The sequence below is a fragment of the Halopseudomonas xiamenensis genome (assembly GCF_014219065.1).
Taxonomy (GTDB): Bacteria; Pseudomonadota; Gammaproteobacteria; order Pseudomonadales; family Pseudomonadaceae; genus Halopseudomonas; species Halopseudomonas xiamenensis.
In genome coordinates this window covers 18,927-44,781 of the sequence record NZ_JACLGO010000002.1, presented here as the reverse complement: position 1 = coordinate 44,781, position 25,855 = coordinate 18,927, and the positions used below count along the sequence as shown (strand labels likewise).

Below are 25,855 nucleotides of genomic sequence, written 5' to 3'. Positions count from 1 at the left end.
CGATCAACCTATCTTGGACAGTTTCAACAGGTGGCGCAGGTCGTCCAGCAGGTGCTTGCCGGGGCTGCCCGGGTCGCGGTGCAGCACCACCCGGCCCAGCGGGTCGATAACCCACAGTTGCGGGCCCTGTTGCCAGTCGGCGGGGTGTGCATCGAGACTCTGCAGATAGGGGGCCGGCTGCAGTGGCAACTGCTGCAACTGGGGGTATTCCCGCTGCAGGCGGCTGGCCAGCTCGGCGGGGGCCGCTTGGGCGAGGGCCAGTACATGCTCGACACGGTCGGCTTCGCGGCCGGTGGCGATATGGATCTGCCGCGCTTCCTGTACCAGCGCCAGGCAGTCGTCATCGCATTGCCCCGGGGCGGTGACCAGCAGCCGCCAGGGCGCGCCATAGCCGAGCGGTTCCAGCGTTACCTGCCAGTCCTGCACCGTCAGTACCGGTTCGACCAGCGAGGCATGGTTGGTCTGGGTTTGCGGAATACCGATCTGCAGTTTCACCATCAGCCAGGCGATCAGGATCGGTCCCACCACCACCGCGACGATGGCCAGCAGCTTGAGCTGGCCGCGCGATCTGCTCCGCTCGGTTGGATGTTCAGTCATGCTCATCATGCTCGTTATTCCCCCGGGTGTCGGGCCGCAGGCCGGCCCAGATAAACAGTATCAGCAGGGCGGCTGCCAGGGCGAACCATTGCACGGCGTAGCCGGTATGCTTGCTGGCGCTCATTGGCAGCGGCGGCCAGTCGAGGCGCAGTGCGCCCTGGCTGCCCGGGCGCAGCCGCGCCAGCCAAGGTTGTAGCGTCACGCCGGCCTGTTCGGCGAAGGCGGGCAGGTCGATGGCGGCGACCAGCTTCGGCCAGCCGCTGCCTGGCGGGCTGTCCAGGGTGAAGCCGCTGCTTGCCTCGGGCAGCACTTCGACCTGCAGTTGCATACTGCCCTCGGGTGTAGGTACCGCCGGCAGTTGCCGACGATCCGGCCAGCGCAGCCAGCCGCGATTGACCAGCAGCTGTCGCCCGCTGGCGCTGTCATGGAATACCTGCAGCACCTCGACACCGGCCTGGCCGTCGCGGGTGCGGTTATCCAGCAGCCAGATGTGGCGGGCATCCAGTCGGCCGGTGAGCAACAGGGGTTGCCAGGCCATATCGGCCGACGGCTCCACGGCGCTCAGGGGCACGGCCGGCTGGTGCTGGTGTTGATCGATCAGGGCCTGCAGCTGGCGTTTCTGCTCGGCACGGTCCAGCTGCCAGAAGCCCAGGCCGATCAGCCCTGGCAGCAACGCCAGGGTGAACAGCCACAGCGGCCAGCCGGGCGCGAAGCGCTGCTGCCGTGGCATGGGCTCAGTCAGTCCATCGGGCATGTGCCGGTTTCCGGGCCAGGTCTATACTGCAGGACATTCTATTGAACATGGACCATCGCTTATGTGGTTGAAAGTCATCATCGTACTGCTGCTCGCCGCCATCGTTGTCAGTCTGTTCAGTGGCGCCCTGTTCCTGCGTGACGCCAGCTCCGGTGGGCGTCTGTTCAACGCCCTGAGCATACGTATCAGCCTGACCGTGCTGGTGGTGCTGCTGATCGCCTGGGGCCTGTGGTCCGGGCAGTTGCAATGGGGTGCGCCGTGGCTGCACTGACCACGGCGCTTCGGCTCACAGCACGTAGACGAAGATGAACAGCGCCACCCAGACCACGTCGACGAAGTGCCAGTACCAGGCGGCGGCCTCGAAGCCGAAGTGATTGTCCGGGGTGAAGTGTCCCTTGTGCACGCGGATCAGCATGACCGTGAGAATGATCGCGCCCATGGTCACGTGGAAGCCGTGGAAACCGGTGAGCATGAAGAAGGTCGAGCCGTAGATGCCGGAACGCAGGGTCAGCCCCAGGTCGTTGTAGGCATGCACGTATTCGGCCAACTGCAGACCGAGGAAGATCACCCCCAGTACCACGGTGAGCAGCAGCCAGTTCTTCAGGGCCTTACGCTTGCTGGCGCGCAGGGCATGGTGGGCCAGGGTCAGGGTGACGCTGGATGTGACCAGCAGCAGGGTGTTGATCAGCGGTAATTGCCAGGGGCTGATGGTCTCCTGCGGGCCGGGGAAGGCGCCGGGGTCGGGGTTGTTGACCAGCGGCCAGGAGAAGTTGAATTCCGGCCAGAGCATGCTGCTCGAGCCCTTTTCACCGACCCCGTCCAGCCAGGGACCGGCGAGGATACGCACATAGAACAGCGCGCCGAAGAAGGCGGCGAAGAACATCACCTCAGAGAAGATGAACCAGGTCATGCCCATACGGAACGAGCGGTCCATCTGCGGGCTGTACAGGCCCTGGCGGCTCTCGCGGATGACGTTGCCGAACCAGCCGAAGAACATCCAGACGAGGATCAGCAGGCCGGCGTAGAGAATGTACTGGCCCGGCGAGGCGCCTGAGCCGCTGCTCAGGCCATTCATCAGCGTACCGGCACCGAATACCGAGACCAGCAGGCCGATGGAGCCGACGATCGGCCATTTGCTCTGCGCGGGTACGTAGTACAGCTCGTGTTTTTCATGACTTGCCATCTGTTGTTCTCCTTATCGGCAGCCTGAATCAGTTACGGTGCACAGCGGCCAGGTCGAGGCTGGGTGCCATGCGTTCGGTGACATCGAACAGGGTATAGGCCAGGGTCAGGCGGCGAACGTCAGTGGGCAGAGCCGGATCGACGATGAAACGCACCGGCATCTCCACGCTTTCCCCCGGCTGCAGCACCTGCTGGGTGAAGCAGAAGCACTCGGTCTTGTGGAAGAATGCCGCCGCCCGTGACGGTGCCACGCTGGGGATGGCCTGGGCCACCATGACCCGGTCGGTCGGATTGTGGGCAAGGAAGTTCATGCTGCGGGTTTCCCCGGGGTGCAGCACGATCTCGTTATCTTCCGGGCCGAACGACCAGCGCATACCCTCGGCATTATTGGAGACGAACTGCACGCGCACCTCACGCTGCATGTCCACCGCCTGCTCCTGGCCCTGCCAGGCCGAGCCGGCGGTCTTGCCATTGATACCGAAGGCCTGGCACATCACGTCGTAGATGGGTACCAGCAAGAAGCCGAAGGCGAACATGCCGACCACCAGCAGCAGCAGGCGCTTGATCAGACTCGCGGTGCTCAGACCTTCTTCACTCATGGCAACCTCCCGTCTCTGTTATTTCACTTCTGGCGGTGTGGTGAAGGTGTGGTAGGGCGCCGGTGACGGTACCGTCCACTCCAGACCCTCTGCACCATCCCACGGCTTGGCCGGAGCCGACTTGCCGCCGCGAATGCACTTGATGACGATGAACAGGAACAGCAACTGGGTAGCGCCGAACATGAAGGCACCGACCGATGACACCATGTTGAAGTTGGCGAACATCATGTTGTAGTCGGGAATCCGCCGCGGCATGCCAGCCAGGCCAACGAAGTGCATGGGGAAGAAGGCCAGGTTCATGCCGATGAAGGACATCCAGAAATGCGTCTTGGCCAGCACCTCGTCATACATGTGGCCGGTCCACTTCGGCAACCAGTAGTAGGCCGAGGCGAAGATACCGAAGATCGCCCCCGGCACCAGTACATAGTGGAAGTGCGCCACCACGAAGTAGGTGTCGTGGTACTGGAAGTCCGCCGGGGCGATGGCCAGCATCAGCCCGGAGAAGCCGCCGATGGTGAACAGGATGACGAAGGCCACGGCGAACAGCATGGGCGCCTCGAAACTCAGCGAGCCGCGGAACATGGTGGTCGCCCAGTTGAACACCTTCACCCCGGTGGGCACGGCGATCAGCATGGTGGCGTACATGAAGAACAGCTCGCCGGTCAGCGGGATGCCGACGGTGAACATGTGGTGCGCCCATACCGCGAAGGACAGGAAGGCGATGGCGCCGGTGGCGTAGACCATGGAGGTATAGCCGAACAGCGGTTTGCGGGCGAATGCGGGGATGATCATGCTCACCGCGCCGAAGGCCGGCAGGATCATGATGTACACCTCGGGGTGGCCGAAGAACCAGAACACATGCTGGAACAGCACTGGGTCACCACCGCCGGCGGCATTGAAGAAGCTGGTGCCGAAGTGGATATCCATCAGCATCATGGTCACCACCCCGGCCAGCACCGGCATCACCGCGATCAGCAGGAAGGCGGTGATCAGCCAGGTCCAGACGAACATCGGCATCTTCATCAGGGTCATGCCCGGGGCACGCATGTTGAGGATGGTGGCGATGATGTTGATCGCCCCCATGATCGAACTGATACCGGCCAGGTGGATGGCGAAGATGAAGAAGGTGGTGCTTTCCGGCCCGTAGGTGGTGGACAGCGGGGCGTAGAAGGTCCAGCCGAAGTTGGGACCGCCCCCCTCCATGAACAGGGTAGAAACCAGCAGGCCGAAGGCCGCCGGCAGCAGCCAGAAGCTGAAGTTGTTCATCCGTGGCAGGGCCATGTCCGGCGCGCCTATCATCAGCGGCACCATCCAGTTGGCCAGCCCGACGAAGGCCGGCATCACCGCGCCGAACACCATGATCAGGCCGTGCATGGTGGTCATCTGGTTGAACAGTTCCGGCTGCACCAACTGCAGGCCGGGCTGGAACAGCTCGGCGCGGATGACCATCGCCATGGTGCCGCCGAGCAGGAACATGGCGAAACTGAACCACAGGTACATCGAGCCGATGTCCTTGTGGTTGGTGGTCAGTACCCAACGCATCAAGCCCTTGGCCGGACCGTGGGCATGGTCGGCGTGATGATTGTCGATCACTGCGCTCATGACAGGTCTCCTTATTGGCCGTTCTTGAAGTTGAGGATATCGATGGGCGCGACCACCTCGCCGGTGTCGTTGCCCCAGGCGTTGCGCTCATAGGTGATGACGGCGGCGATATCCACTTCCGACAGCTGCCGGCCGAAGGCGGCCATCGATGTGCCCGGCACGCCATTGACCACCACGTTGATGTGCGCGGCCACGTCGTTGAGCACCATGTCACTGCCCTTGAGCGCCGGGAACATCGGCGGCAGGCCCTCGCCGTTGGCCTGGTGGCAGGCCACGCAGGTACTGGTGTAGACGCGCTGGCCGCGCTCCATCAGCTCCTCCAGGGTCCATTCCTTGCTGGTCAGTTCGGCCTCGGCGGCGGCCGCGGCCTTCTTCTCGGCCAGCCAGGTGGCGAAGTCCTCGGGCGTGCGGGCGTCCACCACGATCGGCATGAAGGCATGGTCGCGGCCGCACAGCTCGGTGCACTGGCCACGGTAGATGCCGGGTTCGTCGATGCGGGTCCAGGATTCGTTGACGAAGCCGGGGATGGCGTCCTTCTTCACCGCCAGCGCCGGCACCCACCAGGAGTGGATGACATCGGCCGCAGTGATCAGCAGGCGGATCTTCTGTCCCGTGGGCACCACCATCGGCTCGTCTACCTCGAGCAGGTAGTGCTCGCCCTTGGCGGCCTGGTTGGCGATCTGCTCGCGCGGGGTCGCCAGGTTACTCATGAAGCTGACGTCTTCGCCCAGGTAGTTGTACTGCCAGCGCCACTGGTAGCCGGTGACCATGATGTCGAGGTCGGCATCCTCGGTGTCGTAGATCTCGATCAGCGTCTTGGTCGCCGGTATCGCCATGCCGATCAGGATCAGCAGGGGAATGACCGTCCACAGGATCTCGACGGTGAGGTTTTCATGGAACTTGGCCGCCACCGCCCCCCGGGAGCGGCGATGCATGAACATCGACCAGAACATCACGGCGAAGACAATCGCGCCGATGACCACCGAGATCCAGAAGATGGTCATGTGCAGATCGAAGACCGAACGGCTGACTTCCGTTGCCCCCGGACTCATGTTAACTGTCCAGCTCGCGCTGGCATTCCCGCCGAGTGCAGTCAGAAACAGGCCACCCAGCCAGGTGTGTGCATGTCGCAACATCCCGGTTTCCCCTTATTTATTGTTTTTATCACCGCAGGTGCGCCTGCGAAGCTGCACCAGACTGAACCGAGTATAGACCTGAAGGCGATCATGGCAATCCTCTTGAGTCTAATTTTTCATTAAATTGTCAAGGGGAGAATGCCGCGAATATGTAAGAAATTGGCTCTCGGCCCGAGCCTGCCGCGAAGCCGGACCCCGCTTGGCGAATCCTGCATTCGGCTCGTCGTCGAGTCACTTTGACGATATGCAGGCCCTCTGCTAGCTTCACTTCCAGCCAAATAACGATGCCTTACCGGCGAGCCGCCTGACTCGCCATCACCGGAGTGCCTATGAAGATTGCCGAGTTACGCGAGCGTGTCAGGACCGCGCGTGAAAATGAAAACAATGATGAGGAACTGCGCAGCTGGCTGGCACGCAAGCTGCCGCAACTGCACCGCACCATCCGCACGCGCGATGATGCCGCCACCACGCTGTTCAATTTTATCCAAGCCTATGTCGAGCGGGTGCCGGACATGCTGGAGGCGGCGCAATCGGTGGCCAATCACGCCAAGCTGCGGGCGCAGCTGATACCGGTATTGAAGGTGGCCGAGGAGTTCTTCCTGCGGCCGCCGGAGGTGGCCGAGAGCCAGAACGGACTGCTGTTGCTGCTCGACGAGGCCTACCTGGCCCATCGCCTGGTGGAGGAGGTGAATGACCGCTATGTTGCCCATGGCGGCGAGTCGCTGATCCCGATGAACAATACCCGGGCCAACCTGATCGTGCACGACCTGCTCGGTGAGGAATATGCCAATCAGCTGGATGCGGCAGTATACGAGGCGGTGGCGGGGCTGTTGCCGGAGGAAGTATTCAACAGTCCGGCCTTTCTGGCGTACAAGGCGGGTGTTGGTGAGCAGGACCGGCATGAGATGTGGCGGCGCTGGCCGAACATGGCCGAGGAACTGGGCCTGGGACTGACCTGGCGGGATAATCTCTAGCGCCTGTCGGGGCCATCTCTCTCCCGGTCATTGCGAACCGCAATGCGGTGAAGCAATCCACAGGCACGGAGTCGCCGGCACCCATGGATTGCCGCGCCCTGCGGGCTCGCAATGACGGCGGCTTCGTGCCGCCCCGGCGCGATAGCGGGCCTGCCGGAAAACTCAGCTGTCCTTCTTCTTCAGCTTCGGATTCGGATAGAACTGCGCCACATGCGAGGTGGCCGCCGGTTTGCTCGAGGGCTGTATGGTTACCCGCGTCGGCACTTCCTTCGGCACTGAATTGCCGCGTTCATCCAGGCTGTCGGCATAGCCACATTCCACGCATTCACGGTGGGACATGCCGTCCTGCTGGTACATGCGGATGGTGTCCATCCTGCTGCACGCCGGGCAAACGGCCCCGGCGATGAAGCGTTTTACCGGTTCGTTCGGCTGGTTCATGCCGCTTGCTCCTCGCTCAGGCCGCTGTGACGCAGCAGCGCGTCCACCGAAGGTTCGCGGCCGCGGAAGGCGACGAACAGCTCCATGGGTTCGCGGCTGCCACCGCGGGCCAGGATATTGTCGCGGAACGACTGTCCGGTCCCGGTGTTGAAGATGCCTTCCTCCTCGAACCGGGAGAAGGCATCGGCCGACAGCACTTCCGCCCACTTGTAGCTGTAGTAACCGGCGGCATAGCCCCCGGCGAAGATATGCGCGAAGCCGTTCTCGAAGCGGTTGAACGCCGGTGGTGACATCACCGATATCTCCTCGCGCACTGCCAGCAGCACCTCCCGGGCGCTGCGCCCGGGCTGGGCATGCAGCTCGAAGTCGAACAGCGAGAATTCGATCTGGCGCAACATGCCCAGCCCGGACTGGAAGTTCTTCGCCGCCAGCATCTTGTCCAGCAGTTCGCCGGGCAGCGGCTCGCCGCTTTCGTGGTGGCCGGAGATCAGCGCCAGGCCCTCGGGCTCCCAGCACCAGTTCTCCATGAACTGGCTGGGCAGCTCTACCGCATCCCAGGCCACGCCATTGATGCCCGAAGCCGCCGGGTAGTCGACCCGGGTCAGCAGGTGGTGCAGGCCATGGCCGAACTCGTGGAACAGCGTGGTGACCTCGTCATGGGTCAGCAGCGCCGGTTGATTACCCACAGCTGGCGTGAAATTGCACACCAGATAGGCCACCGGGCGTTGCAGCTCGCCGCCGGGCAGGCGCCGGCGATCGCGGGCGCCGTCCATCCAGGCACCGCCGCGCTTGTGGCTGCGTGCATACAGGTCGAGGAAGAAGCGGCCGATCACCTGGCCACCTTCCAGCACCTCGAACAGCCGCGCATCGGCATGCCAGCGATCGAACTCGGCGACTTCGCGCAGCTCGATACCGTACAGCCGGCCAACGATATCGAACATGCCCTGCAGCACCCGGTCCACCGGGAACCAGGGGCGCAATTCCTCCTGGGAGATAGCGTAGCGGTGCTGACGCAGCTGCTCGGCGTAGTAGCCGGTGTCCCAGCTCTGCAGGTCGTCGCAGCCCTGGCTGGCGGCGAAGTCGCGCAATGCCTGCAGGTCGGCCTCGGCAAACGGCCGGCTGCGCTGACCCAGGTCGCGCAAAAAGCCTAGCACCTGATCGGTGCTGTCAGCCATCTTGGTAGCCAGCGACAGCTCGGCATAGTTACCGAAGCCCAGCAGGCTGGCCAGCTCCTGACGCAGTTGCAGTATCTCGGCGATCAGCGGACCGTTGTCGTTGTCGCCGGCATTCGGCCCCTGGTCCGAGGCGCGGGTGCAGTAGGCGGTATAGACCTCTTGGCGCAGGGCGCGGTCATTGGCATAGGTCATCACCGCGTAGTAGCTGGGGAACTCCAGGGTGATCAGCCAGCCGTCCAGCTCGCGCGCCTCGGCTGCCTGCCTGGCCTGGGCCAGGGCGGATTCGGGCAGGCCATCGAGCTGGTCGGGGTCGGTAATGTGCTTGGTCCAGGCCTGGGTCGCATCCATCAACTGGTTGGAAAAGCGGCTCTGCAGCTCCGACAGGCGCATCTGCAGTTCGCCGTAGCGTTTCTGCTGTTCAGCAGGCAGGGCGATACCGGACAGGCGGAAGTCGCGCAGCGCGTGTTCGATGATGGTCTGCTGCGCCGGGTCCAGCTCGGCGAAGCCGTCGCTCTCAGCCAGTTGGCGATAGGCTGCATACAGCGCCTGGTTCTGGCCCATCTCGGTGGAGAACTGGCTCAGCAGCGGCAGGCAGCCGTTGTAGGCGTCGCGCAGCTCGGGGCTGTTCATCACCGCATTCAGATGGCTGACCGGCGACCAGGCGCGGCTCAGGCGCTCTCCCATCTCGTCCAGCGGCTCGATCAGTGTGGCCCAGCTCCACTGCGCCGGCGGGTTGGCCAGCAGCCTGTCCAATTGCGCGCGGCTGTCGGCGATGATCTGCTCGATGGCCGGCTTGACCTGTTCCGGTTTGATCTGGCTGAACGGTGGCAGATCATAGGCTTGCAACAGCGGATTGGACATGGCGGGGTTTCCTGAATAGCGTGGGTTCGTACAATGCGCCCATGGTAGCGAACCAGCGGGCCATTGGCACCCGGCGCGGCCGGGGAGACAATACCGAATAGATGATGGCGACAGCCGGGCAATTCAAGGGGCAAATGATGAATATACGTGGATTCGCAGGCAAGGCGCCACAACTGGGCGAGCGCGTGTTCGTGGACCCCAGCGCCGTGGTGCTGGGCGATGTGCAACTGGGCGATGACTGTTCGGTATGGCCGGCGGCGGTGATTCGTGGCGACATGCACCGCATCCGCATCGGCGCGCGTACCAGCGTGCAGGACGGCAGCGTGCTGCACATCACCCATGCCGGACCGTTCAACCCGGATGGCTATCCGCTGACCATCGGTGATGACGTGACCATCGGCCACAAGGTGCTGCTGCACGGCTGCACGGTCGGCAGCCGCATCCTGATCGGCATGGGCAGCATCGTCATGGACGGGGCGGTGATCGAGGACGAGGTGATTCTCGGTGCCGGCAGCCTGGTGCCGGCCAACAAGACCCTGCGCAGCGGCTACCTGTACATGGGCAGCCCAGCCAAGGAAATACGCCCCCTGAGCGAGCGCGAGCGGGAGTTCTTTCCCTATACCGCAGCCAACTATGTGCGGTTGAAGGACCAGTATCTGCAACAGCAAGCATGATAAGAGCCGGGGGAGAGGGCGACACCGGCCTGGTACTGACAGGCAATCATTGACATGAATAACACCCCGCCCGACGGGCACTGTGGTTTATGCTCGGTTGGAACGGGCCCTGTGCCCCATCCATCTACAGCTCGGAGGCCTTGAGCATGTCTGCCCTTATCAATCGAAAAATAATTCTTGAGCAGCGCCCCCAGGGGGAAATACGCGACGGTGACCTGGTCCTGGCGCAAAGCCCGGTACGCGAGCTGCGTGACGGCGAGGTGCTGATCAAGACCCTGTGGCTGTCGCTGGACCCCTACATGCGCCCGCGGATGAACGATGCCAAGGGCTATATGGACCCGATCGGCATCGGCGAGGTGATCGTCGGTGAAAGTGTGGGCCGGGTAATCGAATCGAAGTCGCCGAACTACAGCGAGGGTGACCTGGTCACCTGCTATTCCGGCTGGCAGGAGTACTGCATCGTACCGGGCGATGCGCCGATGATCTACAAGATCGAGCCGCGTGGCGTGCCGCTGCAGGCTTACCTGGGTGTGGCCGGCATGCCGGGGCGTACCGGTTACTGCGGGCTGGTGTATGTCGGCAAACCCCAGGCGGGTGAGACCGTGGTGGTGTCGGCAGCTTCCGGCCCGGTCGGCACCGTGGTCGGCCAGACCGCCAAGCAACTGGGTTGCCGGGTGGTGGGTGTGGCTGGCGGTGCGGACAAGTGCCGCTTCGTGGTCGAGGAGCTGGGCTTCGATGCCTGCGTCGATTACAAGGCCGGCAACCTGGAAGCGGACTTGGCCGCGGCCTGCCCGAAGGGTATCGATGTGTATTTCGAGAACGTCGGCGGGGATGTCAGCCGCGCGGTAGCCAAGCTGCTCAACCCCGGCTCGCGGGTGCCGATCTGTGGCTACGTATCGGCCTACAATGCCGAGGACGCGAGCAAGGTGGAAACGCCTTTCCATATCTTCGGCAAGCTGGAGAACCCGCCGGAGCACCGCTTCTTCCTGGTCACCGAATGGCAGGACCGCCACCAGGAAATCACCACGCTGCTCGCCGAGCAGGTCGCCAGCGGCAATATCAAGTATCGCGAGACGGTGGCCGAAGGCCTGGAGAATGCCGTCGAGGCGTTCAAGGGCATGCTCAAGGGCAGGAACTTTGGCAAGCAGCTGGTGCATATCGCCGACTGAGCCTGTCTGCCTGTGGAGTCCTCACTACAGCCATTGTGGGAGCGCCGCCCTCGGCGCGAAAGCTTCGCCGTGGGGCGCGGCTCCCACAGCTCCAAGGGGGCTTCATTGCTCGGCCTTGCTGGGGTTGGCGAGCACCTGCTCGCCGACAGGACCGTAACCGCTCCATCTCCGCAGGCGTAGCGCAGGTGCGCTACACCCCATTGCCATCAGCTCTTCGCCCACTCCGCTTCCTGCAGCGCCCGCCACATGATCTTGCCGGCGGGTGACTTGGGCAGGCTGTCGACGAACTCCACCAGCTTCGGACACTTGTAGGCCGACATGTTGGCCTGGCACCAGTCGAGAATCTGTTCGGCGCGGGTGTTCTCCTGGCCTGCCGCCAGCACCACCACCGCCTTGACCGTTTCCCCGCGTCGCTCGTCCGGCACCGAGATCACGCATACCTCCTGCACCGCCGGGTGGCTGTACAGCAGCGACTCGACCTCCGCCGGCCAGACCTTGTAGCCGGAGGCGTTGATCATGCGCTTGACCCGGTCGACCAGGAAGAAGTAGCCCTGCTCGTCGTAGTAGCCCAGGTCGCCGGTGCGGAAGAAGCGCTGGCCGTCCAGCTCGACAAAGGCCGCCTCGGTGGCCTCCGGGCGGCGCCAGTAGCCCTGGAACAGCTGCTCGCCACGCAGGATGATTTCGCCGACCTCACCGACACCCAGCTCATGCAGGCTTTCCACATCCACCACCCGCGAGTCCACGCCGATGATCGGAATGCCCAGGCACTGCGGCTTGGCTGCCAGCGGCGGGTTCATGTGCGTGGCGCTGAGGGTTTCCGACAGGCCGTAGCCCTCGGAATAGCTCAGGCCCAGCTTGCTCTCCAGCTTGGCAGCGATGGCCGCGGGCATTGCCGCACCGCCGCCGCCGATGGCCTGCAGGCTGCTTAGGTCGTACTGTTCGATCTGCGGGTCGGACAGCAGGTCCACCACCATGGTCGGGATGTTGCGCCAGGCGGTGATGCCGTGGCGCTCGATCAGCTGCGCGGCGGTGCGGCGATCCCAGCGGGTCATGATCACCTGGGTGGCGCCCAGGTAGATGGAAGCGTTCATGCACACCTGCATGCCGGTGACATGGAACATGGGTACCGACACCAACTGTACGCCGCCGTGCTGGCTGTTGCCCCACACCGAGCAATACACCGTGGTGGCCATGGCGCTGTGGTGGGTATGCACGCAGCCCTTGGGGTTGCCGGTGGTACCGGAGCTGTAGGGGATCACGCACAGGTCGTCCGGCCCGGCGGTCAGCGGGCCCGGCTCGTAGGCCGCATCCAGCGCCTGCTGCCAGGCGGTGAGGCCAGGCTGGTCGGGTATATCGGCGGACAGCGTCACTGCCTCGGGCAGGGCCAGGTCGGTCGGCTCGCGAACATACTCGCCATAGGCGCTGACCAGCACTTCCTGCAGACCGGTGTTGCCCAGCAGGCCGCTGATATTGTCCAGCAACTCGCGGCCGCACAGCGCCACCCGCGCTTCGGTATCGGCGATCAGGTACTCCAGTTCGGCCTTGCGGTTCATCGGGTTGACCGGTACCACCACCGCATTGGCGCGCAGGATGGCATAGAAGCCGATGACGAACTGCGGACTGTTCTGCATGTACAGCAACACCCGGTCGCCGGCCTGCACCCCGGCGCGTTGCAGGTAGCCAGCCAGCGCCTCGGCCTCGCGCTCCAGCTCGGCATAGGTCAGCGTGCTGCCGTAGTAGATGATCGCCGGGTGCTGTGGATAACGCAGCGCGGACACGCTGAGGTTGGAATACAGGCTGGTGGCCGGCAGGTCGAGGAAGTGCGGCACCAGGTCGGGCCAGACGGCGTAATGACGATCGAACATACGCAGGGACTCCGTGCAGACGGTCTTTATAATTGTCGAAGCGGACAAGCTAAGCATGCGGCGGGCAGCCGGGAAACCGTCAGAACCCACGGTGTTGATGGGTCATAAGCCAGGGCTGTTCACGGCAGGTACAAACGGAACTCACCGCCACCGAGCGTGCCGCCATTGTCCAGCTCGATGTAACCGCACTGGCCATCACGCTGGTGCAGGCTGGCGATGCACTGGCCGAAATACAGCCCCAGTCCGGTACTGCCATTGCTGACATCGGCATCGCGGGTGCCGGTGCCGTAGCGCCCGAGCATGTCGGCCGGATAACCCCGGCCGTCGTCGTTCACCGTGAGCAACAGCATGTCGCCGTGCAGGCTGGCCTGCAGGTGGATCGCCGAGTGGGCGTAGCGAATGGAGTTGTTGATCACGTTGCCGATCACCGAACCGATCAGCTCGGCATCCATGAAGAACAATCCGGCGCCCTCCACGCTGCAGCTGCCACGGATGCCCCTGGCCTGCAGGATGTCGGCATGGCGGGCCAGTTGCTCCTGCAGCAGCTCCTCGACCTCCACCCAGTCCGGGCGCAGCGGTAGCTGATTGATCTGCAGTTTGTACAGCCCGAGCATCTGCATCAGCATGCCGTTGAGGCGCAGCGACTCGTACTCGATCACGCCACGCTCGCCGGACTCGGCCAGCTCCGGCGGCAGCCGCTCGAGCCACTGGTTCCAGCTCTGCATCAGCAGGGTCAGGGAATTCTTCATGTCGTGCACGGTGGAGGCCAGTACGGTGGAAAAATCCAGCCCCTGGTGATCCCTGTCGTTCATAGTGCCTCCAGTCGTTCACGGAGTTTGCGGTAGCGTTCCTGACGATGATCGCCGGGAGGCATGTGGCTGGCGCGTTGCAGGCAGTCGCGGCATTCGTCCAGCAATCCTGTCGCGGGCTCTTCCTGCAACTGCGCCGCGGGCTGCCGGCCCAGCAGGCGCAGCAGCGACTGGGCGGTGTTCAGGGCAAAGCTGATATTGCGTGGCTGGCTGGCCAGTGCCTGGCGGAACAACTGCAGGGCTTCGGGATACTGTTTCTGCTGATAGAGGAGGATGGCCTGCTGGTTCCACTCCAGGGCCTGGGAGCCTGCTGCAAGAATCGCCGGGTCATCGGTGTGAGTGGCGATCTCGGCCAGCACCTGCGGATCGTCGCCATACATCTCGGCGCAGCTGCCCAGTACGCTGTCGGCCTGCTGCGGCTGGCCCAGCGCGCGCAACTGTTCGGCCACGCGCAGCGCCGCCGGGGCACTGAAGAAACCCTCCAGCTCGGCCAACTGTGCCACCGCCTGCTCCGCCAGCCGGCGCGCCTCGGCGCCTTGCCCGGCCTTGTCCAGGGTTTCGGCCTGGGCCAGTCGCGAACGCACTGCCAGCGCCGGATCGTCGCGCCAGGTACGATCCAGTTCACCGAGGGTCTGGCGGATTTCGCCCAGCACCCGTTGTCCGAGCACGTTGTCACCGGCCTGGGCCTGCAGGCTGGAGACCAGGTTCAGGTGGTTCTCCGGATTGCGGAACAGCGAATTGCGGCCCAGTTCCACCGCATGGCGAAAGGCCCGCGCCGCCTGCTCATGATCATCGTTGCGCTGCGCCAGCTCGCCCATGCGCTCCTGGCGCAGCAACGAGTTGGGTGAGATACGCAGCCCCTGCTGCAACTGCTGCTGCGCCTCCTGCGGATTGCCCAGGGCCAGTTCGGTGGCGGCCAGGCCGTCATACAGCGCTGGAATCATCGGGAACTGGCGAATGCCGTCCAGATACAGCGCCTGGGCCTGCTCCAGCTGGCCGTTCTCGCGCCACAGATCGGCCAGCGCGACCAGCGCCCAGGGCAGCGGGCGCTCGCTGATCAACATCTGCAACAGTTTTGCCTGCTCCTCGCGACGCCCCAGCGCTGCCAGGGCAGCGACCTGGTGCCGACGGCATTGCGGTGCATAGCGCGGGTGCTCGGCAAGGATGCGGCTGCACGCTTCCAGAACACCGCGCCAGTCACCCTGCCACTGCGCCTCCAGCACCGGTTTCAGCACGCTTTTCATGCCCAGTAGCCGATCCAGGCGCTGTTGCAGGCTGGCCAGGTTGAAGGGCTTGGTCAGGTAACTGTCCGGTTCGCACTCCAGCGCCGCCATGACCATGGCCTGGCTGCTCTCGGCAGAGATGATGATGAAAACACAGTGCGGACCGAGCAGGCGGTCGTGATGCAGCTCTTCCAGCACCTGCTGGCCGTTCTTGCCCTTGCCCAGGTTGTAGTCGTGCAGGATCACGTCGTAGTGGTTCTTGCGACACAGCGCCAGGGCTTCCTCGCCATTGGTCGCCGCATCGATGTCATTCACCCCCATCTGCCGCAGCATGCCGCTCAAGGCGGAGCGGAAGTCGGTGAAGTCGTCCACTATCAGGAAACGTTTATGGCTGTAGTCGATCATATCGGGGTCCGAACAGGTGCCTTGCGGCCAGCAGGGTGGTCGTCAAGGCATATTGCCATTATTCCGCGATGCGTGCCCGGTAATATGGCCAGTATGGCAGCAGATCGGCCTGGCGGGGATGCATTGCTTGGGGCGAGCGATTGTCGACAGCGGCGGGACTGGCTCATCAAATACTGTCGAATTGCCAGGTCTGTGGTGAGCATTTGGGCCGGAACAAATTTTGAATGATAAATTACCCATAAGTTGCGTCACGGTGCCTATAATGGCCGCAACCCTGCGTTTTTCAGCTTCATGGCTTGGCTGTTGGCCTGTTTGTCAGGCGCAGACTGGGTAGGGTGAGCAGGACGGAATTGGCGGCAACATGAATGATCTGAACAAAGTGCTGATTGTCGACAATGAGCCTTTCATTGTCGAAGAGTTGACCGAGTTTCTGGAGTCGCATGGGATAGAGTGCGTCAGCTGTGTTGACTCCACAGAGGCCATCAACCTGTTCCATGATGACGAGAGCATCGGCCTGGTGCTGAGTGACTACCGAATGCCGGAGATCAACGGCATCGAGCTCATTCGTCTATTGGGTAGAACCAAATCCCGGGATCGGCTATTCGAAAGCATTCTGTTCACCGGTGACGCCGATAAGGAAGACGTCATCGACGCCCTGCGTGCGGGTATTTCCGACTACTACCAGAAGCCACTGGATCTGCAGGCCCTGCTGACCGGCGTCAAACGGCTGCAGGGGGCGGTACGCCAGCGTGCGGCAGCACAGAAGCTGGGTGCCATTGGCGAACGGCTCAAGGAGATGAGCGACTCCTTGCAGGAATTGCAGCAGGGTGTGGAAACCCTGAGTGGCAGCCATCCCTCCGCCGAGCCGGAGCCAGTCGCCGGCAGGATGTCGGTCACCGACCTGCCCGGCTGCGCCAAGCTGTCCCCGCGCCAGATCGAAGTGGCCGAGCTGCTGGCCCAGGGGCTGACCAACTACCAGATCTCCTGCGAGCTGGGCATCTCGGAAAACACCGTCAAGCTGTATGTCTCCCAGGTGCTGCGGGCCACCAACATGCACAACCGCACCTTGCTGGCGCTGGCTCTGGGTGGGCGTCGGTAGCGCCCCAACCCGGGGTTGTCGCTCGACGACATGGCTGCCAGGCCACTCCGGCGTAGCGCCTGAACGCGGACCGGGGCGCGCGGATTTATAGGCGGATGGTGGAGCGCCCGCGCAGGATGGTGTTGCCGTCCTCATCCTTGGGCAGGCTGGGGATATCGACACCGAATACGGTCAATATCGGGATGATGGCGTTGTTGCGGTTGTATTCGCGTTGCAGGCAGACATGCAGTTGCATACGCTCTACGGTGCCCAGGGCCTCCGTTGCGAGAAGAGCGTGGCTGGTCTCCAGATTTATCCATTGCAGTCCGGTATCGGCAGGAGGAGCACAGCGTTCATCGTCTACCCAGCTCTCCGGCAGCCAACTGCTGTCCACGGTATCTTGCACAACCTTGCTGACAGATTGTTTATAGGCCACCAGCCCAATTGCCGGATCAATCCTGACCGCCGCGCGGGTTGCCTCTGCGCTGAGATGATTGAAGGTAAGGGTCAGCAGCAGAGGGATGCTGTAGGCGACGATCGCGTATAGCACGGCGAAAAACACCATGAACAGTACGGCGAATTCGATGGCAACTGCGCCCTGTTGTTGACGCCGCAGTCCGGACCTTCCTTGGTGTCGGCTCTGGCGATATCTGATAAAGGACATTCTTTATTCCCTGAAATGTCTAGCGCACCAGTTGCGGCGTGCCGCAGCTGATCGCATGCATGGTGACATCGGTGCGGCCCAGTTCCAGGCCGAGTGCATTGGCGAGGATAGTGGTCAGCAGGGCGCCGATGCCGTTGAGGATGGGCTTGAGCAGTGCCAGCACTGGTTTCAGCATAACGCACAGCGCACCAGAGCACGTGATTTCGGTGTTGTTAGGGTTGGCTAGATTCTGGCCGTCGCTATTGACGCTCATGCTGATGCTGTCAGGTTTGTCTTGGAGCAATTTGGCCAGGTTATGTTGAACGCAGCCGTTCCAGTTAAGCAGGGATGAGAGCAGTCCTGCACAGCTTAGGTAACCTTTACCTAGAGTGGGTATGCCTACAATATCCAGAACGCCGTACGGAATGCTGGTATAGGCATGAAAAGCTTCTGTGAAGGTCCCCTTTTTCCAAGCGCTGGGGGGGCATGCTCCCAGCACACAGGTTACGGGAATGCTGTTTGGGATCTCCCAGTTTGCACTTACCAGTGGTGGTAGAATCTGATCACCGTTTTCATCACGCTCATCACTACCTTGCAGGATCAGCTTGGTGACATTGTCCACATTATAGAAGCCATTAACTTTAGTGGCTTCCAGGTATTGTTCTGCTAGGCTGGCGATCAGTTTGTTTTGTGCCTGCTGGCTGTAATCCAGGTGGGGATCATCATTGACCGGTTTGCGGAACAGGCCACTGAGCAGGTCCAACAGACCACTGACCAGATTATCCACTGTGGTGCCGAGTGCAAGCGGGTTGACAGTAGTGGAGCGAGTTTCACCTGCAACCATGTCCAGTAACTCGTAGTCGTGTTCCAGCGCAGGGATATGTGTCTTGCCGCTGAGTACCGGAATATGCAACAGCCTGATCAGCTCGTCCTCCTGCAGGGCAACTTCGCAGCTGCCGCTGGTGGACCATTTTCCTTCCTCGGGCATTTTGCCAACGCAGGCATTGAGTATGTCTGTTTCCACCCAGATATCCGCAGTGGGCGTTCCGGCGTCACAGTGGATGGCCTCCAGGGTGCCTTCGCCAGATACCAGGTCGATCCAGATGGGTAGATTGATACGGGTGCCCAGTACGGTATCGGTCAGCCAGGCAAGAATGCCGCCCAGCAGCTTGTTGGTATCGACTCCAACATACAGGCGTATCTGGGCGTTGTAGGCCTTGGTGCCTACCGGCCCGATACCAATGGAAGGTGGTTCGACAATACCCAGTTCGACCTGTGCCAGCCCTAGGACGTTCAGCTCATTCACCTCCAGAGCACGACCATTGGCCCCGATCAGGATACCGGCACCCAAAAGATCGCCCAGGTTGATCTGGGTGTCCAGTGCGGCGCCCAGGCTGCCATCCGGGCTGGATTCCAGTTTCAGCAGGCCTGGTTGATCCTCGGTGCCGAACAGTTGCAGGTTGACATCCTTGAGGATAGGGCTGGTCAGAATACCCTGGCGCAGCAGATCCAACTGCGCCAATAGTACCGAGTCAGAGACTACTTGGGCTGATAAACCGATCAGACGGTCAAGGCCGAGCAGGCCCACTTCGGTATTGACCAGATCAACCAGTCCCTGAGGACTGAGAGCCTTGAGCTCATGGATGCCGACCTTGATGCCCAATGCCTTGAGCAGGCCGGCTGGGGTGATTTGAGCGCTGGCCAGACCATCGGAGTCGAGGACGGTCAGATGTTCCGGCTTCAGCCCCACGGTTTTCAGCAACTGGCCGAGTAGCTTGTTATCATTCAGGCGCAGCAGTTGCGCACCCACACTGAATGAGGCAGTGGGAGCTTCACGCACGGCGGTGGCTTCAGCTCTCAAGTCAACGGTGGGTAGGCGATCAAGCAGTTGTGCTATCAGGCTGTTTTGCACATTTCTGATGGCAGTGACTTTAACTGCCAGACCATCGGGGTCGACAGTGATGATGCGGCTTCCGTCGCCTGCGGCATCTCCCGGCGTTACCGTGGCGCATTGGGTGAGCAGCGGCTGCTCGCCTTCCTGTGGAAAGCCGTGTCGCAAAGCGCTTTCGTCAGCGTAGTTGGCAGCGTTGCCGGGTTCGGCGGCACAGTTGCCGTTTTCAAGACGTGCCACCGCTTCCAGTGCGGCCATATCGGCAATTTTCTGCAGCTTCCGCTGTTCCATATACAAGCGACCGCCATCTACTACCAGGGCCAGGAAAAGCAGAAGCATCAGCAGGGTGAAGGCGGTCAGAATGCTGAATGCACCTCGCTGGCTAGCCTTGAGCGAGGGTGGTGTTGTCAGGCAGGGCATGGTCGAACTCCTTGGCGGCAGCGCCCGGTCAGCGTTAACGTGCGTGAATCAGTGCAGTCGTATTGTCGTTTCACCGCGGATTTCTTTGGGCAGCGGCGGCCACTCAAGGTCGAGCAGGGGCAGGGTAATGGGCGTCAGGATCGCAGATGGATCGCCATGGCGAATGCAGGTACTCCAGGTATTGCCAGCAATCTTCAGGAAAGTATCTTCTCCATAGCCCGGGCATGGCTGTGCCCAGACGGCGGGCAGCCATGAGTCCTGTATGACCCGTTTGGCTTGATCTTTCAGTTCTGCATGTTCCAGTGACGCGTATTGCAGGCTGACTGCCTGACGTAGGGCTTCGGCAGAGAGTTCGTGGTAGGTGGCGCTGAGCAGGAGTGGGATGAAATACCCAACCATCCCATAAAACACCATGAATACCAGCACGAACATAAAGGCGAACTCGATACTGGCCGCGCCTCGCTGCCTCATCCTTGCTGTATGTCGCTGCATATCCTGCCCCACTGCCAAAAGCCCGGTTGGCAGGCTGTTTCAAGTCGCTGGTGTGTTGGCTGGTCAAGCCATTGGGATTTATAAGCTACGGCAGGGGTGGTGGAAATAATGACTTGTGACTATGCCTTAAGTGAGCTGCATCACTATGCCGGATGATTAGGACTGGCCGGTGGATCCTTCGCCTTCGCGAAGGATGACGGGGTGAGGGAGTGGCTTCAGGCAATTTCAGCACCCCGTCCGCCGACAACCAACTTGATCCAGATCAGCACCCGTTCGCCGGAACTGACCTAGGCTGTAGTGGATTCTGTGCTTGCGCAGAAGGCTGTTCCCTATCCACTGTCCAGGAGTGATTCCCATGGCTGAGATGATGAGGGCGGCAGTATTCGTCGAGCCCGGACGTATCGAACTGGCCGACAAGCCCATTCCCGACGTCGGTCCCAACGACGCGCTGATCCGCATTACCACCACGACCATCTGTGGTACCGACATCCATATCCTCAAGGGCGAGTACCCGGTGGCCAAGGGCCTGACCGTCGGTCACGAGCCGGTGGGGGTGATCGAGAAACTCGGCAGTGCCGTGCAGGGCTATCAGGAAGGCCAGCGCGTGATTGCCGGGGCCATCTGCCCCAATTTCAATTCCTATGCCGCCCAGGACGGGGTGGCGTCGCAGGATGGCAGTTACCTGACCGCCGATGGTCGCTGTGGCTGCCACGGCTACAAGGCCACCGCCGGCTGGCGCTTCGGCAACCTGATCGATGGCACCCAGGCCGAGTACGTACTGGTGCCCGACGCCCAGGCCAACCTGGCGCCGATTCCCGATGGCCTGACCGATGAGCAAGTGCTGATGTGCCCGGACATCATGTCCACCGGCTTCAAAGGGGCGGAAAATGCCAACATCCGTATCGGCGATACCGTGGTGGTCTTCGCCCAGGGGCCGATCGGCCTGTGTGCCACGGCCGGAGCGCGGCTGCTGGGGGCGACCACCATCATCGCCGTGGATGGCAACGATCACCGGCTGGATATCGCCCGGCAGATGGGCGCCGATATCACCCTCAATTTCCGCAACTGCGATGTGGTCGAGGAGGTGATGAAGCTCACCGGCGGGCGCGGTGCGGACTCGTCGATCGAGGCGCTGGGTACCCAGCAGACCTTCAGCCAGTCGCTGCAGGTGCTCAAGCCGGGCGGCACACTGTCCAGCCTGGGGGTGTACTCGGAGGACCTGAGCATTCCGCTGGGTGCCTTCGCCGCCGGTCTGGGCGATCATCGTATCAACACCGCACTCTGCCCCGGCGGCAAGGAACGCATGCGTCGGCTGATGAACGTGGTGGCTTCCAATCGCCTGGACCTGGGCGTGCTGGTTACCCACGAGTACGGGCTGGAGAAGATCGTCGAGGCCTACGACCTGTTCGCCAACCAGCGCGACGGCGTGCTGAAGATCGCCATCAAGCCGTGAATGGCCCTTCGCCCTGGCTGGCCCTGGTCGCCAGGGCGCCGGGGGTGCTGCCCAGCTGCTGACGGAAGGCGGCGATGAAGGCCGAGGTGGACTCGTAGCCGCAGGCCAGGGCCACATCGGTCACGCTGCGGCCCTGGTCCAGCAGGGGCAGGGCGTGCAGCAGGCGCAGGCGCTGGTACCAGGCGCGAAAGCCGATGCCGGTTTCGCGCAGGAAGATGCGCGACAGGGTCTTTTCCGAGATGCCCAATTGCTGGCTCCAGTGCCGCAGGCTGATGCTGTGCTCGGGGTTCTGATACAGCTGCTCGCAGGGCGCCTGCAGCCGGGGATCGCTTGGCCAGGGCAGGAACAGGCCGGTACGCGGCGCTACCTGCAACTGGTCGAGCAGTACCTCGACCAGCCGCCCGTCCGCGCCATCGATCGCATACTCGGCCGGCACCTGGCCAAAGGCGCTGATCAGCTCGCGCAACAGCGGGGTGATTTCCAGCACCATGCAGTGATTGTCGGCCCAGTTGACCACCTGCGGCTCCAGATACAGGCTGCGCATCTCGGTGCGTGGCGAGCTGAGCACGGCGTGCGGCAGGTCCGGCGGCACCAGTATCGCCCGCTGCGGCGGAGCGAGAAAGCGCCCGCTGGCGGTGTGTACCGAGAGCACCCCATGGGTGGCATAGGACAACTGGGCCCAGGGGTGGCTGTGCCAGTCGGTGGCGGCCGGCCGTGCCAGGGATTCGACCCGGGCATACAAGGGGCGGGGCAGGTGCGGCAGTTGGGGGACCGCACGGTGCATGGGACTGCTTTGTCCGTTTCTCGACATTGAAGGCCCTGATCGCGTTAGTCAGAAAGTCTGCCCGACAGTAGACTCAAGCGTCCATCAGCGCAAGCTGTTCGTTGCCCAGGAGATAGACGCCATGGCTCGCCCCCGTTTCATACCCGACAATTTCACCCTCTGCCTGATCGCCGTGATGGCAACGGCGAGCCTGTTGCCGGTCCGGGACCAGGTGGCGGTGGTATTCGGCTGGGTCACCAACCTGGCGATCGCCCTGTTGTTCTTCATGCATGGCGCCAAGCTGTCGCGCGAGGCGATCTGGGCCGGCGCCACCCACTGGCGCCTGCATTTGCTGGTATTCAGCTGTACCTTCGTACTGTTCCCGCTGCTCGGACTGGCGCTCAAGCCGGTGCTGGCGCCGATGATGGGGCATGAGCTGTACCTGGGCATGCTGTTTCTCTGTGCGTTGCCGGCCACGGTGCAGTCGGCCATCGCCTTCACCTCCTTGGCCCGCGGTAACGTCGCGGCGGCGGTATGCAGTGCGGCCACCTCCAGCCTGCTGGGGATCTTCGTCACGCCCTTGCTGGTCATGCTGTTGCTCGGCGCCGATGCCGGCAGTGGCGACACCCTCGGGGCCATCGGCCAGATCACCGTGCAGTTGCTGTTGCCGTTCATCGCCGGGCAGATCGCCCGCCGCTGGATCGGCCGCTGGGTCGAGCAGAACAAGACCTGGCTGAAGAACGTCGACCAGGGTTCCATCCTGCTGGTGGTCTACGGCGCGTTCAGCGCAGCGGTGGTGGAAGGCCTGTGGCACAGCATCCCGCTGTTGCAGCTGGGTGGCCTGGTGCTGGCCTGCTGCATATTGCTGGCGGTGGTGCTGCTGCTGGTCGAGTTGCTGGCGCGGCGGCTGGGTTTCAGTATCGAGGACCGCATCACCATTCTGTTCGCCGGCTCGAAGAAGAGCCTGGCCACCGGTGTACCCATGGCCCAGGTACTGTTCGCTGGGGGTAGCATGGGCGCGATGATCCTGCCGTTGATGGTGTTCCACCAGATCCAGCTGATGGTCTGCGCGGTACTGGCCGAACGTTATGCTCGCCGCCCGGAAGCAGCGGAGTCGGCGCTGGAAACGACCTGACCGGGGCAGGCGCCCTGTGGATCGCGGCCGGTCTATGGGGCTTCTGACATGCGCAGGGTTCTGACCAGCAGCTCATATAGCCTGTCTACCGCCTCGGAGCCCTGTGAAACCCGGCTGCGAAAGGCGGATACCGCCATGGGTTCGAGCGGTCCGAGGCCATGTTCGCTGCCCAGGGTCTGCAGGTGCTCAGGTACGCAGGTACGCTGCACAGGACAGCACGGCCACCGCCAGGCCGCTTATGACCATGAAAGGCCCCCAGGGTCTCGGTATGCAGGTCCAGCGTGCGCCGGGCATAACCCAACAGCTCCTGGCTCTCGGCGGTGAGCTGGTGCTGGCGCGGACCGCGCACCAGCACCTGATGGATTATGCGTTTTTCTAAAAAACATTCAGAGTGCATAGTAGGGTGAAAGTGTTGTTCATGAAGCGAATGTGGTTCAGTTCACGCCGTTCTCTTCTAACATCGCTCTCTTCGCAACGCATCGCTATTTGGCGCAACACCCCCGTCATTTGGCACACACCCCGTCATCCTTCGCGAAGGCGAAGGATCCACAGGCCCCTCCGAGTCAGCCGGCACCCTGGATCCTTCGCCTTCGCGAAGGACGACGAGGTGAAAATGAAGGATGACGGGGTGAAAGTTGAGTAAACAGCATTATGCTCATGAGGTGCTCTGAAGTGATAAACGCTGATACTGAACTGCATCGGCTCGACAGAACATTGGTCTGGTCCGGCTTCAAGCAACTGGCGCCGATTTCGCTGTTCGTGATTGTCTTCGGCGCCGCTTTCGGCCTGGCTGCCGTGCAGGTCGGGTTGAGTGACTCGACCATCCTCGGCATGAGCACGCTGGTGTTCGCCGGGGCCTCCCAGTTTGCCGTGCTGGATCTGTGGGGCACGCAACTGCCGCTGTTCACCATGATGCTCACGGTGTTCGCCATCAATGCGCGGCATCTGCTGATGGGCGCCACCCTGTATCCCTGGTTGCGTTACCTGCCGGCGCCCCAGCGCTATGGCGTGATGCTCACCGCATCGGATGCCAACTGGGCCATGGCCATGCAGGCGTTCAGTCGCGGCCAGCCGGGGCTGGGGCTGTTGCTGGGTGGCGGCCTGGCGCTCTGGTCGTTCTGGATAGTCGGTACCTGGCTGGGTATCCATTTCGGCAATGCGATCAGTGATCCGGCGAGCCTGGGGCTGGATATGGTCATGGGCTGCTTCCTGCTGGCCATGGTGGTGGGTGGCGAAAGAAACCTGCGGATGCTGGTTATCTGGGGCATCGCTGCCATGGCCTCGCTGCTGGCGTACTGGTACCTGCCGGAAAACAGCCACGTGGTGGTAGGCGCGCTGGCGGGTGGCCTGGCTGGCATGCTCAGCGGAGGAGGGAAACGATGAATATCAGCACCACAGGCATGGGCGCGCTGGTCATTGTCCTGGTCATGGCCCTGGTGACCCTGGCAACCCGCTGGGGCGGCGTCTACGTGATGTCCTTCGTGCCGATCAGCGACCGGGTGACACGTTTCATCCACGGCATGTCCGGCTCGGTGCTGGTGGCACTGCTCACCCCGCTGGCGGTCACCGGCGACACCGGCGCCCGGCTGGCGCTGCTGACCACCGCGGTCATCATGCTGCTGTGGCGCAAACCCCTGCCGGCCATCGCCTGTGGCATAGTGGCGGCGGCGCTGGCACGGCAGTTCTAGCTGGAGCGCGGCTTGCCGGCAGGTCGGCCCGGGCTGGTCTATTGCTTTCGCCGGCCGACCCGCTATGGTATCTGCCACCGATAAAATCTTTTCAAATCAGAGAGATAAACATGGCCTTCAGCTTCGACCAGCTTTACCTGGCGTGCCAGAACGAGTGGGACGCCTATATTCAACATGACTTCGTCCGCCAGCTCGGTGACGGTACCCTGGCCGCCGATGCTTTCCGCCACTATCTGAAACAGGACTACCTGTTCCTCATCCAGTTTGCCCGCGCCTTCGCGCTGGCCGCCTATAAAAGCCCGACCCTGGATGACCTGCGCCAGGCCAAGGCCGGGCTGGAGGCGATCGTCGACCTGGAGCTGGGCCTGCATGTGCAGTATTGCCAGCAATGGGGCATTTCCGAACAGCAGCTGCAGGCGCTGCCCGAAGCGCGGGCCACCATGGCCTACACCCGCTACGTGCTGGACACCGGCAACCGTGGCGACCTGCTCGACCTGCATGTAGCCCTGGCACCCTGCCTGGTAGGCTATGGCCAGGTCGCCCAGTGGCTGAACAGTCGCAGCGAAACCCTGCGCGGGCAAGCCAACCCCTACGAAGCCTGGATCGCCATGTACGAAAGCGACGAATTCCAGAGCGCCACCGCCGCGGAAATCGCCTGGCTGAACCGCGAACTGGCGGATGTCTCGCCGCGTCGTTTCGAGCAACTGGTGCGCATCTTCCGCGATGCCACGCGGTTGGAGATCGACTTCTGGGATATGGGCCTGAATCAGCGGATGTGAGGTGCCCGCCGCCGCTGACCCTTGCATCGCCATTCGACGAACTGTCGGGC

At 62.7% G+C, this 25,855-nt stretch carries 25 protein-coding genes; 10 read left to right on the top strand and 15 right to left on the bottom strand.

What is annotated here, in order from left to right; translation table 11 throughout:
* Nucleotides 1-3: 3 nt before the first annotated feature.
* Both H6X51_RS01555 and H6X51_RS01550 read right to left on the bottom strand, forming a co-directional pair.
* Nucleotides 4-597, bottom strand: coding sequence for a hypothetical protein (locus tag H6X51_RS01555; RefSeq protein WP_185265768.1), 594 nt, complete (start codon nucleotides 595-597; stop codon nucleotides 4-6).
* On the bottom strand, nucleotides 590-1,351 hold the full coding sequence (locus H6X51_RS01550; RefSeq protein ID WP_235991200.1) for an SURF1 family protein: 762 nt from the start codon (nucleotides 1,349-1,351) through the stop codon (nucleotides 590-592). The genes H6X51_RS01555 and H6X51_RS01550 overlap by 8 nt, the downstream gene beginning before the upstream one ends.
* A gap of 61 nt (nucleotides 1,352-1,412) precedes the next feature.
* On the opposite strand from H6X51_RS01550, the gene H6X51_RS01545 reads away from it, so the two are divergent.
* Nucleotides 1,413-1,622: a DUF2909 domain-containing protein gene (locus H6X51_RS01545; protein ID WP_185265767.1), complete on the top strand. Its 210-nt coding sequence runs from the start codon at nucleotides 1,413-1,415 to the stop codon at nucleotides 1,620-1,622.
* Nucleotides 1,623-1,637: 15 nt separating this feature from the next.
* Here H6X51_RS01545 and H6X51_RS01540 read toward each other — a convergent pair whose 3' ends face one another.
* The 4 genes from H6X51_RS01540 to coxB are packed head-to-tail and all read right to left on the bottom strand — an operon-like array spanning nucleotide 1,638 to nucleotide 5,870.
* Nucleotides 1,638-2,534 carry a cytochrome c oxidase subunit 3 gene (locus H6X51_RS01540; protein WP_185265766.1) on the bottom strand — a complete coding sequence of 299 codons (897 nt, stop codon included), beginning with the start codon at nucleotides 2,532-2,534 and terminating at the stop codon, nucleotides 1,638-1,640.
* 28 nt (nucleotides 2,535-2,562) lie between these two features.
* Entirely contained in the window at nucleotides 2,563-3,132 is a 570-nt protein-coding gene (locus tag H6X51_RS01535; RefSeq protein WP_185265765.1) for a cytochrome c oxidase assembly protein, read from the bottom strand.
* A gap of 18 nt (nucleotides 3,133-3,150) precedes the next feature.
* Nucleotides 3,151-4,734, bottom strand: coding sequence for a cytochrome c oxidase subunit I (gene ctaD / locus H6X51_RS01530; RefSeq protein WP_185265764.1), 1,584 nt, complete (start codon nucleotides 4,732-4,734; stop codon nucleotides 3,151-3,153).
* An 11-nt stretch (nucleotides 4,735-4,745) separates the two neighbouring features.
* Nucleotides 4,746-5,870 (bottom strand): cytochrome c oxidase subunit II, encoded by a 1,125-nt coding sequence (gene coxB / locus H6X51_RS01525; protein ID WP_185265763.1) that lies wholly within the window; start codon nucleotides 5,868-5,870, stop codon nucleotides 4,746-4,748.
* A 329-nt stretch (nucleotides 5,871-6,199) separates the two neighbouring features.
* Between coxB and H6X51_RS01520 the strand changes: the two genes are divergently transcribed.
* Entirely contained in the window at nucleotides 6,200-6,844 is a 645-nt protein-coding gene (locus tag H6X51_RS01520) for a hypothetical protein (protein WP_185265762.1), read from the top strand.
* Between the two features lie 162 nt (nucleotides 6,845-7,006).
* On the opposite strand, the gene H6X51_RS01515 is transcribed toward H6X51_RS01520, so the two are convergent.
* Together H6X51_RS01515 and prlC are read right to left on the bottom strand one after the other, a co-directional pair.
* Nucleotides 7,007-7,282 (bottom strand): YheV family putative zinc ribbon protein, encoded by a 276-nt coding sequence (locus H6X51_RS01515; RefSeq protein ID WP_185265761.1) that lies wholly within the window; start codon nucleotides 7,280-7,282, stop codon nucleotides 7,007-7,009.
* Nucleotides 7,279-9,318, bottom strand: a complete 2,040-nt coding sequence (gene prlC, locus H6X51_RS01510; RefSeq protein WP_185265760.1) for an oligopeptidase A — start codon at nucleotides 9,316-9,318, stop codon at nucleotides 7,279-7,281. The genes H6X51_RS01515 and prlC overlap by 4 nt, the downstream gene beginning before the upstream one ends.
* A gap of 137 nt (nucleotides 9,319-9,455) precedes the next feature.
* On the opposite strand from prlC, the gene H6X51_RS01505 reads away from it, so the two are divergent.
* Both H6X51_RS01505 and H6X51_RS01500 read left to right on the top strand, forming a co-directional pair.
* Nucleotides 9,456-9,992, top strand: a complete 537-nt coding sequence (locus H6X51_RS01505) for a gamma carbonic anhydrase family protein (RefSeq protein WP_185265759.1) — start codon at nucleotides 9,456-9,458, stop codon at nucleotides 9,990-9,992.
* 146 nt (nucleotides 9,993-10,138) lie between these two features.
* Entirely contained in the window at nucleotides 10,139-11,161 is a 1,023-nt protein-coding gene (locus H6X51_RS01500) for an NADP-dependent oxidoreductase (RefSeq protein WP_185265758.1), read from the top strand.
* 206 nt (nucleotides 11,162-11,367) lie between these two features.
* Here the strand turns inward: H6X51_RS01500 and H6X51_RS01495 are convergent, their stop codons facing one another.
* The 3 genes from H6X51_RS01495 to H6X51_RS01485 form a co-directional block, all read right to left on the bottom strand.
* Nucleotides 11,368-13,026 carry a long-chain-fatty-acid--CoA ligase gene (locus H6X51_RS01495; RefSeq protein WP_185265757.1) on the bottom strand — a complete coding sequence of 553 codons (1,659 nt, stop codon included), beginning with the start codon at nucleotides 13,024-13,026 and terminating at the stop codon, nucleotides 11,368-11,370.
* Nucleotides 13,027-13,145: 119 nt separating this feature from the next.
* Entirely contained in the window at nucleotides 13,146-13,838 is a 693-nt protein-coding gene (locus H6X51_RS01490) for a sensor histidine kinase (RefSeq protein ID WP_185265756.1), read from the bottom strand.
* On the bottom strand, nucleotides 13,835-15,463 hold the full coding sequence (locus H6X51_RS01485) for a tetratricopeptide repeat-containing response regulator (RefSeq protein WP_185265755.1): 1,629 nt from the start codon (nucleotides 15,461-15,463) through the stop codon (nucleotides 13,835-13,837). The genes H6X51_RS01490 and H6X51_RS01485 overlap by 4 nt, the downstream gene beginning before the upstream one ends.
* Nucleotides 15,464-15,824: 361 nt before the next feature.
* Between H6X51_RS01485 and H6X51_RS01480 the strand changes: the two genes are divergently transcribed.
* Nucleotides 15,825-16,562, top strand: coding sequence for a response regulator transcription factor (locus H6X51_RS01480; protein ID WP_185265754.1), 738 nt, complete (start codon nucleotides 15,825-15,827; stop codon nucleotides 16,560-16,562).
* A gap of 85 nt (nucleotides 16,563-16,647) precedes the next feature.
* Here H6X51_RS01480 and H6X51_RS01475 read toward each other — a convergent pair whose 3' ends face one another.
* The 3 genes from H6X51_RS01475 to H6X51_RS01465 are packed head-to-tail and all read right to left on the bottom strand — an operon-like array spanning nucleotide 16,648 to nucleotide 19,987.
* Nucleotides 16,648-17,205: a TadE/TadG family type IV pilus assembly protein gene (locus tag H6X51_RS01475; protein WP_185265753.1), complete on the bottom strand. Its 558-nt coding sequence runs from the start codon at nucleotides 17,203-17,205 to the stop codon at nucleotides 16,648-16,650.
* 19 nt (nucleotides 17,206-17,224) lie between these two features.
* Nucleotides 17,225-19,495: a pilus assembly protein TadG-related protein gene (locus tag H6X51_RS01470; protein WP_185265752.1), complete on the bottom strand. Its 2,271-nt coding sequence runs from the start codon at nucleotides 19,493-19,495 to the stop codon at nucleotides 17,225-17,227.
* Between the two features lie 48 nt (nucleotides 19,496-19,543).
* Nucleotides 19,544-19,987, bottom strand: coding sequence for a TadE/TadG family type IV pilus assembly protein (locus H6X51_RS01465; RefSeq protein WP_221627167.1), 444 nt, complete (start codon nucleotides 19,985-19,987; stop codon nucleotides 19,544-19,546).
* Nucleotides 19,988-20,342: 355 nt separating this feature from the next.
* On the opposite strand from H6X51_RS01465, the gene H6X51_RS01460 reads away from it, so the two are divergent.
* Complete coding sequence (locus tag H6X51_RS01460; RefSeq protein ID WP_185265751.1) at nucleotides 20,343-21,440, top strand: NAD(P)-dependent alcohol dehydrogenase; 1,098 nt, start codon at nucleotides 20,343-20,345, stop codon at nucleotides 21,438-21,440.
* Here H6X51_RS01460 and H6X51_RS01455 read toward each other — a convergent pair.
* Nucleotides 21,430-22,251: an AraC family transcriptional regulator gene (locus H6X51_RS01455; RefSeq protein ID WP_185265750.1), complete on the bottom strand. Its 822-nt coding sequence runs from the start codon at nucleotides 22,249-22,251 to the stop codon at nucleotides 21,430-21,432. The genes H6X51_RS01460 and H6X51_RS01455 overlap by 11 nt on opposite strands.
* Nucleotides 22,252-22,345: 94 nt before the next feature.
* Here H6X51_RS01455 and H6X51_RS01450 point away from each other — a divergent pair, with 94 nt between their 5' ends.
* The 4 genes from H6X51_RS01450 (at nucleotide 22,346) to tenA (ending at nucleotide 25,805) form a co-directional block, all read left to right on the top strand.
* Nucleotides 22,346-23,338, top strand: a complete 993-nt coding sequence (locus H6X51_RS01450; protein ID WP_185265749.1) for a bile acid:sodium symporter family protein — start codon at nucleotides 22,346-22,348, stop codon at nucleotides 23,336-23,338.
* A gap of 672 nt (nucleotides 23,339-24,010) precedes the next feature.
* Nucleotides 24,011-24,721 (top strand): AzlC family ABC transporter permease, encoded by a 711-nt coding sequence (locus H6X51_RS01445; protein WP_185265748.1) that lies wholly within the window; start codon nucleotides 24,011-24,013, stop codon nucleotides 24,719-24,721.
* Nucleotides 24,718-25,026, top strand: a complete 309-nt coding sequence (locus tag H6X51_RS01440; protein ID WP_185265747.1) for an AzlD family protein — start codon at nucleotides 24,718-24,720, stop codon at nucleotides 25,024-25,026. Before H6X51_RS01445 ends, H6X51_RS01440 begins: the two co-directional genes overlap by 4 nt.
* Before the next feature lie 110 nt (nucleotides 25,027-25,136).
* Nucleotides 25,137-25,805 (top strand): thiaminase II, encoded by a 669-nt coding sequence (gene tenA / locus H6X51_RS01435; RefSeq protein WP_185265746.1) that lies wholly within the window; start codon nucleotides 25,137-25,139, stop codon nucleotides 25,803-25,805.
* Nucleotides 25,806-25,855: the final 50 nt, after the last annotated feature.